General features: G+C 46.6%; 9 protein-coding genes. 5 read left to right on the plus strand and 4 right to left on the minus strand.

Annotated elements, in window-relative coordinates:
* Positions 1–8 precede the first annotated feature (8 nt).
* Positions 9–1,427 (plus strand): pitrilysin family protein, encoded by a 1,419-nt coding sequence (locus KO537_RS02890; protein WP_219233815.1) that lies wholly within the window; start codon positions 9–11, stop codon positions 1,425–1,427.
* On the plus strand, positions 1,424–2,989 hold the full coding sequence (locus tag KO537_RS02895) for an insulinase family protein (RefSeq protein ID WP_251071006.1): 1,566 nt from the start codon (positions 1,424–1,426) through the stop codon (positions 2,987–2,989). The genes KO537_RS02890 and KO537_RS02895 overlap by 4 nt, the downstream gene beginning before the upstream one ends.
* Positions 2,990–3,033: 44 nt before the next feature.
* Here KO537_RS02895 and KO537_RS02900 read toward each other — a convergent pair whose 3' ends face one another.
* On the minus strand, positions 3,034–3,831 hold the full coding sequence (locus KO537_RS02900; RefSeq protein WP_173248554.1) for a polymer-forming cytoskeletal protein: 798 nt from the start codon (positions 3,829–3,831) through the stop codon (positions 3,034–3,036).
* A gap of 281 nt (positions 3,832–4,112) precedes the next feature.
* Between KO537_RS02900 and zapE the strand changes: the two genes are divergently transcribed.
* Entirely contained in the window at positions 4,113–5,393 is a 1,281-nt protein-coding gene (gene zapE, locus KO537_RS02905) for a cell division protein ZapE (RefSeq protein ID WP_173242955.1), read from the plus strand.
* Positions 5,394–5,980: 587 nt separating this feature from the next.
* A complete protein-coding gene (locus tag KO537_RS02910) occupies positions 5,981–7,606 on the plus strand; it encodes a methyl-accepting chemotaxis protein (RefSeq protein WP_173242952.1) in 1,626 nt (541 codons plus the stop codon).
* A 124-nt stretch (positions 7,607–7,730) separates the two neighbouring features.
* Here the strand turns inward: KO537_RS02910 and KO537_RS02915 are convergent, their stop codons facing one another.
* Complete coding sequence (locus tag KO537_RS02915; RefSeq protein ID WP_173242949.1) at positions 7,731–8,729, minus strand: LysR family transcriptional regulator; 999 nt, start codon at positions 8,727–8,729, stop codon at positions 7,731–7,733.
* Positions 8,730–8,867: 138 nt separating this feature from the next.
* Here KO537_RS02915 and KO537_RS02920 point away from each other — a divergent pair, with 138 nt between their 5' ends.
* Positions 8,868–9,827, plus strand: a complete 960-nt coding sequence (locus KO537_RS02920; protein WP_131524286.1) for a sodium-dependent bicarbonate transport family permease — start codon at positions 8,868–8,870, stop codon at positions 9,825–9,827.
* 87 nt (positions 9,828–9,914) lie between these two features.
* Here the strand turns inward: KO537_RS02920 and KO537_RS02925 are convergent, their stop codons facing one another.
* On the minus strand, positions 9,915–10,886 hold the full coding sequence (locus KO537_RS02925; protein WP_219233816.1) for a sensor domain-containing diguanylate cyclase: 972 nt from the start codon (positions 10,884–10,886) through the stop codon (positions 9,915–9,917).
* A 104-nt stretch (positions 10,887–10,990) separates the two neighbouring features.
* Positions 10,991–13,846, minus strand: a complete 2,856-nt coding sequence (glnE, locus tag KO537_RS02930) for a bifunctional [glutamate--ammonia ligase]-adenylyl-L-tyrosine phosphorylase/[glutamate--ammonia-ligase] adenylyltransferase (RefSeq protein WP_219233817.1) — start codon at positions 13,844–13,846, stop codon at positions 10,991–10,993.
* Between the last annotated feature and the right edge of the window lie 45 nt (positions 13,847–13,891).

The raw sequence follows: 13,891 nt of genomic DNA on the forward strand, positions 1-13,891 counted from the left end.
ACGCACTTATGAACACTCAAATCACCTTTTTTATCGCCCTTTCGGCCAGTGTTTTCAGTCATACGCTACAGGCCCAATGCCACGCCGAGCAAGATGCACAAGCCTTATATGCGCTCGAAGCGAATATAGAGACCTATACACTACAAAATGGCCTGACTGTGCGATTACTGCCCATAGCAGATAAACAAACAGTCACAGTCGCCAGCCAATTTAATTTAGGCGCCCGCAACGAAGCCCAAGGTCAGAGTGGTTACGCCCATCTGTTTGAGCACATGTTGTTTAAAGGGAGTGAAAATGCCCCCGGCGATACCTATGCTCAGCAGTTCAGTGCTTTAGGTGCACGTTTTAATGCCAGCACGCATTTTGACTACACCAACTACTATGTGACGCTGCCAAACCAAGCATTAGAACTGGGCTTATATCTCGAAGCCGATCGCTTTATCCGCCCTAGCCTTAACGCCACTACGGTTAAAAATCAACAGGAAACCGTACTGCAGGAAATGGCACAAACCATAGATAATCAGCCCTATGTCCGTAGCGCGATGGCGTTTCTACTCGAGCAAGTAAAAGGCACTCCCTACGGTCACGGTATTATTGGCAGTCGCGAAGATATCTTGCAAGCAACACCAGAAAACCTAACGGCCTTTCACCGTGCTTATTATCGTCCCGATGCGATGCAGCTTTCCCTTGTCGGCAAACTGAGCCCACAAACCCGGCAATGGATTGAGCAAAATTTTGCGGCTTGGTCTAGGCCAACGACTGCTGAAACTGAATTTTCTGAGTTAACAATCCAGCCTAAACAAGTACATGCTGAGTTAGTCGATAAGCGCGGACCTTGGCCCGGATTACTGCTCGCTTGGCATACAGTAGGTAAAGATCACCCAGATGCTGCGGCAATTCGGCTGCTAGAAGGCTATTTATTTCAAAACACCACCAGTGCACTCGCTAAACTCAGTCTGCATAATCCCGAACAAATGCTCAGCTACTCCCTGCCCTTTGAGTTAGAAAATCATGGCATAGCGAATATCGTCCTGGTTCCACGGGCACGGACCTCACTCGATACCTTAGTGCAAAAAGTATTGGGACTTGTGGCACAAACACAGCAAGATGCTCTGGATGAAGCAAGTCTTTGCACACTTAAACAAGTGTGGTTAAACAATCAATTACAACAACTGGATGACACCCAGGCCTTAGCCATCAAGCTTTCCGCAACGTCGGCTCAAGATAAAGACCATCCCTTCACTGCGCAGTGGCAACGGATCAACGCAGTCACGGCCGACGATATCCAAAGCGTCGCAAAACGGTATTTCAACCAAGATTATGTCCGAGTCGACCTACTGCCACCTTGGTATATTCGCTGGGGTAAAACGCTACTGGAATGGCTGCCTAACGATATGAGTGACAGTTTAGAGGATGCGGTATTATGACGACTCAGACAATGTCAAAGCAGCTACAAGGCTTAATGTTCTGCGCTGTGGCTTTATCACTAAACGCCTGCCAGCAGACGCAAATCGTCTTCACGCCGAGCGAACCGCCGAGTTTGGCCCATTTTGAAACGCCAAACTCTTTAGCCCATTCTTTGCCTAGCTCTTTGAACAATCATTTACCCAAAAGCGGCGTCATTATCCCCGTAACGGATGAAATTTTTACCGATGAAGCCCATACCGAATTGGATTTACCCTATCAGTTACATCGCCTTGCCTCACTTCAAATGAATAACAGTGTGAGCAACAGGGTCAGTTTAGCGGCAGTGAGCCCGCAAGTTCCCTTCAATAATCCTGATATTTTACAGATTGCCTTTCAAGAAAAGGCCCGCGCACTTGCCATTAGCCGCGCAGATCCCTGTCTTGAGACTTTCAATATGCGTGTCAGCTTGCACAGCATTAATTTAAGCCTCACTTGCCCCGACGATGTTAACCATATCTACGGCTTACTACTGCAATTTTGGCAGCCAGATGCCTTTGTTGATGCGACAACCACCCCCGTCGATGTCGACAATATTCGCCGTCAACTCAAGCTCAATAAACACTTAAACGCCTTTAGTGGCGCCGAGATAGATAAAGTGTGGCGCGATAAACTGCTCGGCCCAGAACATCCCTACAATAGAGTGATCAATAATAATGCATTGTTCGATTCGCTCAGCCTAAGGCAACTGCAACAAATCCAACAGCAGGCGGTAACACAAGCACAGTGGCATCTTTTTCTACCCAACTCTTTGGCAAATAACGCTAAATTTGACCTTCAAGCTAGCCTTAAACTGTGGCCATTATTGCCTAATTCAGTGTGGAAAGCGGATAAAGCAGAGACAGTAAAGCCTCAGCAAATCAAGAGGATTTACCTTATTGATGCGCCGGGCAGCGTGCAAACCCAAGTCCGCCTAGGTTATGCCATAGATCATGTCCTAAGTGATGCATCAACTCAGCAGCAACTGAACCCACAGGAAGTCGCCTTAAGCTGCCGCAGTTTATCCGCACTCATGGGCCGCAGTTTTTCGGGCAGACTCTACTATGATTTACGGGAAAAACGCGGCCTCACCTATGGCATCTACGGCCAGTGCGCCAATGCACCGCTCTCCAGCAGCATCAAGTTTTATGGCAGTACAGCCATAGAACATACGGGCGCGTTTGTGGTGGGGATAGTAGATCACCTAACACTCGTTAAGACGCAAGGTGTTAGCCAAGGTGAAATCGATGCGCTTAAAACCTATTTGATCGGTGAAGATTTGCTCAGCCAAGACAACAGCATTCAACGTGAAAACCAATATATCCACCAAGTCGCGACAGGATTAACTCAAATTGAAGTTCAGCAGCTAAATGCAGGATTACAGGCTCTAACGCCCGAAAGGCTACAACAGTTAGCAAACGCGGCTTTTAGTGGTAATCCATTGATTATTTTGCGGGGCGATGTTGATCGAATTCTTCCTGACTTAAAAACCAAGCTACCAGAGTGGCTGTTTGAAAGGGTCAAGGTTGGCCTAACTGACAACTAAAGCCAAATAATCCTTCTAAAAGATTCAAATGCGCGATCGACAAATTAGAGCTTATTGGTCGCACTGTCGCTGGCACGCGGTGCGCCATTATCACCCTGCGTCATCTGTTCATGGCCTTGTTCCATTTGTTGTAAATCTTCCATCGCCGAATCCTGCTGCATGATCTGCGGATCAGGATCATCTGCCGGTAATACCGCCATATTGTCGGCATTCGCGCTATTTGGCGTAGCAGGTTGTTCAGGAGCCATACCATTTACGGCCTTAAGCCCCTCGATTGCCGGAGACACCTCAGTTTTCAGCGGGCTGTTACTAAGATTCGGTAACCACTCACGCAATTGCTCGGGTCCAAAACTAAAACCTAACGCTATGACGACAGTTGCCACTGCAACATACAGCCAAGGGCGAATCGCCAGATGATCACCTCTTAGTAAAGTGCTTTCACTGGCATATAAATGCGCATCCGAGCGTTGAGCTATTGGCGCGAGTGCTTGTAGCATGTCCGGCAAGGCATCAAGTTCAGGACCTTTAATACGCTGACCAATAAACTGCCCGCCTTCGTAAATCTCCATCTGATGACTGCCGACTTCACCGTCAACCACACCAGAACTGGTAATAATCAACTTATTACAACAGACTCTTCCGCGAAATACGCCACAAACCCGCAGCTCATGACAACTGACTTCACCAGAGATCTCGCCGCCAAGTTCGATCTTAATTTGTCCTGCTGATCTAATCTTGCCCTGCAATTTACCCGCAATGAATGCCGCGCTCTCTAACTGAATGTCGCCCTCAATCAAGGTTTGCGCACTGATAACCGTAATGCCATTGCCCTTACTCGCCATAGGATTCATTCCATATCATTATTTTTGTGACAAAGATGTTATGGTAAAAGTCCTCGAGAATAAAGCACTGGTTTCGCTTAGTATTTGACCTAAGCCCCAGAGCGGGACTTAAGTCACGTCAGCGACTATGTTACCCTGCGCAGCTTGCCATATGGCTCCCGAGTACCTGAATATGAGTAACAGGATGCCTCAAAAAGGTGAGTGCTGATATCGCACTAAAACAAAGCTAAAGAACACACTAGCAGCAAACACCGAAAACAAACCGCCAACGAGACCCCGACATGGCACATTCAAACTCCGCTAGCTCGCAATCGATAACCCCAATCGTGACACCACTTGAAGCGTATCGCGCCAAGGTGAGCATAGATCTCATTGACGATCCCGCGCAGCAACAGGCGGTGTTGGCGCTCGATGTGCTATTTAAGCAGTTGATGCTACAGCCACATTCAGCACAGTTTTCCCTTATCAACAAACAAGCAATCAAAGGTCTGTATCTGTGGGGCGATGTGGGTCGGGGCAAAACGTTTCTGATGGATTTGTTTTTCGATTGTTTGCCGAGTGAAGGCAAGTTAAGACTGCATTTTCACCGATTTATGGCGCGGATTCACCAAGCATTACGCGAACATTCGGGTAAACGAGATCCGTTAACTCTCATAGCTAAAAATCTCGCAAAAGAGTGCAAGGTGCTGTGTTTCGATGAGTTTTTTGTCTCGGACATTGGCGATGCCATGATACTCGCAGGGCTCTTTGAATGCCTATTCAAACAAGGTGTGGTACTGGTCGCCACCTCAAATATTCCTATTGAGCGCTTATATGAGAACGGCCTAGCTAGACACAGATTTTTACCTTGCATCCAACTGCTGCAAACACACACTCAAATGCTGCATCTCAATGGCAACCAAGACCATAGGATGCACGCCATCAATGCTTCATTAAACAACGAGATTGGCATTGATAGCGCTGAAGTTAACGCCTCGATTTCCCGCAATATCGGCATTACCGGAACACTCGATTTTGAGCAGATTTTTGACAAGCTAGTGAATGGGTTAACGCCAAATACACCCTATATGAGCGCTACTGCCATTAGTGATAGCAGAATGAGTAATACTAGCCTCACCATCTGCAACCGTGAAATTCCAGTGATCCGCGCCGCTATAGCACCAACAGGCAACTCAGTCGCTTGGTTCGATTTTTATGCCCTGTGTGACGGCCCGAGATCTCAACTCGATTATATCGAAATAGCCAGCCGATTTAAGATCTTAATGGTAAGCGGCGTTCCCAAATTAGGCGGCGAAATAAAAGGCTGGATCCGTGCCCGCGGCACAGAGGACGGTACAGGTGATAACCAAGCCGCAGCCACGGGCGAGCGCAAACTCTCCTATGCGGCCAACGACGACCCAGCACGGCGTTTTATCAGCTTAATTGATGAGTTATATGATCAAAATGTCAGCTTATATCTCAGCTGCGACGTGCCACTGAGTGAACTTTATCAAGGTGGCGCACTCAGTTTTGAATTCCGCCGCACCTACAGTCGATTAATAGAAATGAGTCGAAGTAAATGACCGTAAAACATTAGCAATTTATCGCTCTGTTGAGTTAGACCAAAAGCCTAATATTGATAAGCGAGAAGTTAGCCATCACGATAAAAATTCGAGAAACAATTAGTGACAAGATAATTCATGCATTAAGAATATAACAAGTCAAATACGCTATTTGCAGATACAAGCCTAGAAAGATGAATAAGTACCTAAATTGAAAATCTGCAACCATAGATAAACTAGTACAGAAAAAACATTATAATAATTAAAAATCAAATACATAAAATATAAAACCCATCTGCCATAATCGATTCAATCCACACAACCAAATGACTCATTACGTTCAATTTGCTTCTAGCTGTTGCTAACCTTGAGTTTTAAGGTACGGTGTAACTTAGTTTCAATTGTTCTAATTTACAGCCTATAGGTTTAAATCGATCAAATTTACAACCTGCAACATAAAAGCTCAAAAATATAATCTATAGTTTATGCAATCAACTAAAGACTCATGATTCTGAATAAGCGCCATGACACTTAGTTCGAAGTATTCGCTAGAAAATATTAAGAACAGCCTTAAACGGAACTCTTTTAAATACAGGGACGATTAACTTATGTGGTTACGACAATTTAAGATTGGCTCACGATTAATTGCTGCGTTTGGATTACTTGCTCTTGTGTTGCTACTTCAAGGAATCATGTCATTACAGACGATGTCATCCATGCGATCCACTGCAGAAGAAATTGAAGATAATACCCTACCTACGCTGGTCAGTCTGTCGAGCATCAACCTCAATGTGATGCGCGCTAGGGTGTTTACATTTCGCCTGTTATTAGCAAATTCGGCAGCAGAACTTAACAAAGGACTCGATACATTAAGGCAAATCCGCCAGAGTATTAAAACGGATCAAAAAAACTATGAGCCTTTAATTAGCCTGCCAGGTGAGCAGGAGCTCTATCAAGAATTTAGTGGCAGCCTTGATCTGTATTTAAAGCATCAAGATGAGATGATCAGCAAGCTACAGGCGAATGATGCAGCCGAAGCTAAACGGATCATGGATGATGTCATGATAGTGCAAGCCGAAAAAATGACAAAGACGCTCATTAGCATTGGCAGCTTGAATACTGAATATGCAAAGGAACAAGGTCAAATAACTGCACAAGCCTACGACGAGAGTAAATGGCTAAACAGCATTATGATAGTGGGCTCCTTAATCGCTGCATTTGTAGTAGCAATATTTTTAACTCGCAGTATCGTGCAGCCAATGAAGGAAGCTGTAGGCATTTCAGTGGCAGTCGCAAGGGGGGATTTAACGCAGAAAATCAGCACAGTGGGTAAAGATGAAACCAGTCAACTGATGCAATCATTAGCTGAAATGCAGCAAAACCTGCGTGACACTTTATCCCATATAGCAAACTCCTCTAGCCAACTCGCCTCCGCCGCCGAAGAACTCAATTCAGTCACTGAAGATGCTTCCCGCGGCATACAGCAACAAAATGATGAAATACAGCAAGCGGCAACTGCGATTACCGAAATGAGTTCGGCAGTAGATGAAGTTGCCAATACGGCGGTGCTCGCTTCAGAAGCCTCTGAAGAAACCGCCCGCAGTACCGAATTAGGTAAAAAACAGGTAGATCAGACAGTCGCAGCCATTATCGACATGAATCAGGATGTAACGCAAAGTTCACAGGTTGTTCAAACCTTAGCGATTCAAGCGAGGGATATAGGCAAAGTTCTCGATGTGATCCGCGCCATTGCTGAGCAAACGAATTTACTGGCCTTAAACGCAGCCATTGAAGCGGCGCGAGCGGGCGATACAGGCCGTGGTTTTGCGGTTGTTGCTGATGAAGTTCGCGCCCTAGCCCATCGCACTCAGTCCTCGACCCGTGAAATTGAAGACATGATTAACAAAATCCAGCACGGCACCGAAACGGCTGTGCAATCGATGCAGCACAGCGGCCAAAAGGCTGAACAGGCACTCTCAGTCGCAAGATTGGCAGGGGATGCATTAAACACGATTAATCGCCAAATCAGTACTATGAATAACAGCAACATGGTCATCGCAAGCGCCGCCGAAGAGCAAGCGAAAGTCGCACGCGAGGTCGATAAAAACATTGTGAATATTAGTGATCTTGCCAGCCAAAGTGCTGCGGGGGCACAGCAAACCAGTGCCTCAGCACATGAGCTCTCAAGACTCGCCGTTGAACTGAACAATCTACTGACGCGATTTAAAGTCTAGAGTATCACTTTATAATGGAATCAGAGGGTAATGGCACAAGATGTGTTAAACCGTTACCCTCAATGCATAACGCTATGATCTAGTTTAATAAAGCATTCCATAATACAAGCGAGACTCAAGAGTGCTAGGATCGAGTTTGCGGTGCATGATTAAAGTGCATAGCCAGTTCACTGATATCAGTGGCAACCCATTCTGGCTCGATACACTCGACCAAATGCGCCGCCATAAAGTCCACTAGTTGCATGGCGGCATAGGGCAAACGGCGATCTTTACGGCCAACTAGATACCAGTTACTTTCGAGCGGAAACCCCGTAACAGTTAGAATTGCAGGTTTTTCGCGCCCTTCTTGCAAGGTATGCGCCGAAATCACCGACAAACCTAAGCCCGACGCGACACTCAAGCGTATCGCCTCATTACTCTCGATTTGCATAGTGTCACCGAGCGTGATGCCTTGGCCGCTGCACCAAGACTCGAACATTAAGCGGGTGGCTGATCCCGGTTCGCGAACGATAAAACGCTCATTTTTAAGCTCGTTAAAATTCACTTGTTCACGACCCACTGCCCAATGCTCCTTTGGTGCAATCAGTTGCAGCGGATTTTTGATGATGCGTGCCGATAACACGTTATCGCCACTTGGAGGATGACTGAACAGGTATAAATCATCTTCTTGACGTTCAAATCTGCCTAATACATGGGCACGGTTACCAATGTTTAAGGTCACTTTAACCTGTGGAAACTGCCGATAAAATGCCCCTAAAATCCGTGGTAACACGTATTTTGCGGTAGTGACAATACCGATATTAATGTGACCGACACTGCCACCTTTAGCCTGCTGCATAAAAGCATCGAAATCCTCAAAACGACTCAAGGTATCGCAGGCTGCGCGGTACAACTCATTACCAATCAAGGTCGGTAACATGCGGCCATCACGACTCTCGAGTAATGGCTCGCCCAACACATCGGCCAGTTTTTTAAGCTGTAATGACACTGTGGGTTGAGTTAAATGCAATGCCCTCGCCGCTGCGGAAATATTACCTAACCGCACCACTTGCACATACACCTGCAGTAACCGAAAACTCAAATGCCGCAATTTAAGCTGAGTCGATGACGAACGCTTATCCATAGAAAATTATCTATACCTAGGTGGTAAACAATTTATTTTTCAATATAACTAATTAGGTCCAAAATCACCAGCCATCAGGATCACTCGACAATTAAGCCTGTTTTGTACGGCTTAAAAGTCAAACTTAATGAGATACCCATGCCCGATATTGTCATTGCATTTTTCGCCTTAGGCCTGTTAGCTGGCCTAGTGAAATCAGATCTTAAAGTCCCACCCGCGATCTACGAAACCCTATCCATACTGTTAATGCTTACCTTAGGTTTAAAGGGCGGAATGGCGCTCCACGGTCACACTCAAAACTTAGTGATCACTGAGCTGTTAGCGGTTGTTACCTTAGGTTTGATTATCCCCTTGGCCTTATACCCTGTACTAACTCGGCTGGTTCGCATTGGCCATACCGATGCCATTAGTATTGCCGCCCATTACGGCTCCGTCAGTGCGGGAACCTTTGCGGTGGTGATGGCTATGGTTGAAAAATCAGGGCTGATCTTAAGGCCAGAAACGACCCTGTATCTCGTGCTGCTGGAACTACCTGCTATTGTCGTAATGCTCTGGTTACACAGATACTTAAGCGCAAAACAAACAATTGAAACATCACCGAAGAATGAAACACAATCGAGCGTGTTACACGAAGCCTTAACCAGTCGTGGCGTTGTATTGCTCCTTGGCGGTGTGGTGATAGGTTGGCTTTATGGCCCAACGGGACTTGCGCCGCTTACACCTGTGCTACTAGGCGGGTTCAAAACTTTACTGGCATTATTTTTACTGGAAATGGGCTTAGTAACGGCCAAAGTGTGTTTGCCGCTACCACTTAAACAATGGCGCTTATTAGCGTTCGCCGCCGTAGCGCCCTTTGTATTGGCTTGGTGTGGTATTGGTGTAGGCGTTTGGCTGGACTTACCTTCAGGCAGCATTTTAGTGTTAGCAGCATTAAGTGCCAGCGCATCTTATATCGCAGCGCCTGCGGCCATTCGTGCCGCAATCCCCGAAGCCAATATAGGTCTGGCTATGCTAGCCTCACTCGGGATCACATTTCCGGTTAACGTGCTAATTGGCTTACCCTTATATCAACATTGGGTAACGCTCATTACAGCTTAACGGCGCAGTTAAGTTTTTCGCCTAATAAATGCCAATGAAAAGGGAGGCATTATTGTCTCCCTTTTCATTGGCATAAGCGTAAACAATTTAAGATGCATCACTGTGATGAGCAGCTTTATTCTGATACATGGCTTTATCGGCGGAATCTAACAGATCCTCTAAGCTCATATCTGAATCCGGCGTCCAATGGGCGATACCTATGCTGGTCGCCAATCTATGTTGCTTAGGATGCTGTTGATTATATTGCTCAAGTAACTGTTTAAAACGCTCGATGACCCGATTAACTGTATCTCTATGCACAAAACTTAACAGCACCACAAACTCATCGCCGCCAAGCCTTGCGATCACATCCGACTCCCTAAAAGCGGTCATTAAGATATGGGCAAAATCATATAACACCTGATCGCCCTTTAGGTGACCAAAGCTGTCATTCACTTCCTTAAAAAAGTCGAGATCGAAGAATACTAAGGCCGCCTCAGATTCGGTACGTCGACAACTCGCCATTGACTGATGGGCCAGTAATTCAAAACCACGTCGATTCGAAATAGCCGTCAAGGGATCTAAGGTATTTTGCGCGATAGAGAGTAATTCAGCCTCTACCATTTGTCCTAAATCCGTTAAGGTTTCAATGTCTTCAGCCGTAAAATCCCGCGGTTCAGTACCGATTAAACACAAAGTACCCACCCGATATTGCTCGTGAATGGTGAGGGGATAGCCGGCGTAAAAGCGAATGTGAGGCTGCTCAGTCACCAGAGGATTGTCACGAAAGCGGGGATCTTTGAGGGCGTCGTTCACGATGAAAATGCCGTCATGATTGATCGCATGTCCACAAAATGAAATTTCCCGAGGTGTTTCAGTCACCTCCAATCCTTGGCGTGATTTAAACCATTGCCGTTCGGCATCCACTAAAGTCACAACACAGATGGGCAAGGAGAAAATTCTGCGCGTAAGCCGAGTAATACGATCGAAACGTTCCTCGGCATCGGTATCGAGCACATTAAGTGCGCGTAACGTGGCCAAGCGTTGCAGCTCGTTTTCAGGAATTGTAGGTAATTGCATGGCACTCTCAGCTAACTGCTCTCATTAAACTCTAGCTTAAATGGTGTATTCTTGCGGTGTTAAGGCTGAAATTCGTATCAGCCTTAATCCCCTTAAAGACTGCACTATTCAAGCACAGCACGATAAATGTTTAACACCCGCTCAGCATGGTCTTCTACCTCTGACACTGGTAACTGCCCCGCCTTTTGTTGCAGAGTAAGTCGATGATTTTCATCCCGTAGTAAGCAATATGTCTGAGTTAAATGCTGGGCACTCATCATTGGCAAAAGTTCAAGCTCAGCTAACACACCAAAAATCCGCACATTATCAGACCAAATCGTTAGCTCTGGATACTCGTGGGCATTAGCCAGCACTAAGTACTGGGCAATAAACTCAATATCGGCAATCCCGCCTGGACTCTGCTTTAAATCAAACATGCCATCACTGACTTTAAGCAAGTGATCGCGCATCTTCTGACGCATCTCACGTACCGCTTTTTGCAGCTCAGCTTTATCCCGCGGCTTTTCCAATACTGAAGCGCGAATATGACTGAATTTAACCGCTAAACTATTGTCGCCAAAAACAAAACGCGAGCGAACTAAAGCTTGATGTTCCCACGTCCACGCCTCATTAGCTTGGTATTCGCCAAAACGCTCAATCTCACTGACCATCAAACCCGAGGCGCCAGAAGGACGCAGCCGCATATCTACTTCATACAACTCACCCGAAGTCGTGCGAGTCGAGAATAAATGCAAAATACGCTGGGCAAGTTTGAGGTAAAAATGGCCAACTTCAATCGGGCGATCACCATTGGTCAGGCCGTTTTCTGTTTTATTTTCACACAAGAAAACTAAATCGAGATCGGAGCCGTAACCCAATTCAATCCCGCCGAGCTTGCCATAACCGACAACGGCAAAGCCTGTGTCACTGCCCTCAAGGTATGCTGGCACGCCATGGCGCACTGAAACCTGTTGCCACGCCTGCATCACCACTTGTTCGATAATAGCTTCGGCTAAAAAAGTTAAGTGATCGCTCACTTGCATCACGGGTAAAACACCCGTGACATCGGCGGCGGCGATTTTAAGTTGTTGTGAAAGTTTAAATTGTCGCAGCGCTTCCATTTGCTGCTCCATATCATCCTCGGGCACGCGCATCATGTACTGACGCAGCTCGCTCGGATAATCGTCAATGGAGGTCGTGTCATAGAGCTGCGACGGATCGATAAGCTCATCGAGCAACATGGGAAATTTAGCCAACTGCGCGGCAATCCAAGGACTGGCGCAGCACAAGCTCACCAACTGCTGCCGCGCACCTGGGTTTTCACACAAAAGCTCAAGGTAAGTGGTGCGAGTTAAAATCTGCTCCAGCACCTTAGACACGGGCTCAAAAGCTGACGATGGACTCTGTTGATTAATCAATTCTTCCAATAATCTTGGCATTAACTTATCTAAGGTTTCCCGCCCGCGTGGACCAATGGAACGCTTAGTCACTGTTTCGCGCCAGCTGCTGAGCATAGGGCACAGCTTGTCATCATCAATTTGCTGTTCGGCCAACAACGTAATGCCATCATCAAGGTCTTGCATATTCCACAGCTGCGCTGTCCAATGTTCGGCTTTTTCTTCGCCTTCTTCGCCACCCACAGTGGCTTTAAAATGGCGATGGATTTTGCTCATTGCCGCTTCAATATGAGTGCGTAAATCAACCTCATTGGCCATATCGAGTACATGGCACAATCGCGCCCAATCGAGTGGATTATTCGGTAAGGTTTGGGTTTGTTTATCGTCAATGGCTTGCAGCAGATTCTCAACCCGGCGCAGCAGTAAATAACTGTGTTTAAGCTCATCCACCGCCAAATATTCAAACTGCCCTAAGCTGTAAAGCGTATCGATAGCACCGAATAAACTCTGCTGACGCAACGCAGGCTCACGGCCGCCACGGATCAATTGAAAACTTTGCACCACGAACTCGACCTCACGAATACCGCCTGCACCGAGTTTAATATTGTCGGTCAAATGACGGCGCCGCACTTCTTGCGCTATGAGTTGCTTCATTTTTCGCAGGGATTCAATTGCCGAAAAGTCGATATAACGGCGATACACAAAGGGTCTCAGGAGGCTGTGTAGTTCATCGGAGAAATGGTTCCAAGGCCCGAGCGCACGCGCCTTGACCATGGCATAACGCTCCCAGTCTCGCCCTTGTTCTTGGTAATAATCCTCAAGACCACTAAAACTCACCACCAAGGGGCCACTTTCACCGTAGGGGCGCAAACGCATATCCACGCGGAACACGAAACCATCGACAGTGACTTGATCGAGCAAGTTCACTAACCTTTGCCCCATGCGGATAAAGAATTGTTGATTATCTAAACTGCGACGACCGCCGACGGTTTCGCCATGCTCAGGAAACGTGAAAATCAAATCGATATCGGAGGAGAAATTAAGCTCGCGACCGCCTAACTTACCCATGCCTAAAATCAGTAGCGGTTGCGGATTCCCTTCTTTGTCCATCGGCGTGCCGTATTGAGCGCACATATCTTTATAGAGCCAATCGCGGGCGCAGATCACTAACGCTTCGGCGAGCGCCGACAGATCAAGCAAGGATTCCTCTAAACTGGCATAGTCTAAAAAGTCACGCCAAGCTAAACGCACCATTTGATAGTTACGAAACCGTCGCAGGGTGGTTTTAGCCATCTCCTCGGTGGTCGTGCTAGCCAGTTCTTCATGTAAATCAACATCAAAGTTTTTACGATCAATCAGGCTTAACTCGCCCGCAAACAGCATAGCGATCCACTCGGGATGTCGGCATAGTTGAGCCGCTACATAATCACTGAGTCCCAAAACCGTTTTGAGTTCTTGCTGCTGAGCAGGCGTTAATTGCGCAAGTCCTTCGGACCATGCTTCCTCTAATCGCAGCCAATTGCGTTCAGCGGTTTGATTAATAAGAATAGACAATGACTTATTACTGTCTTTTTGCATGGTCATAATAATCCCTAACAAATTTAGCTATCGACATATTATGTCGTAAAT

It is taken from the genome of Shewanella sp. NKUCC01_JLK, from assembly GCF_019345615.1.
Classification (GTDB): Bacteria; Pseudomonadota; Gammaproteobacteria; order Enterobacterales; family Shewanellaceae; genus Shewanella; species Shewanella oncorhynchi.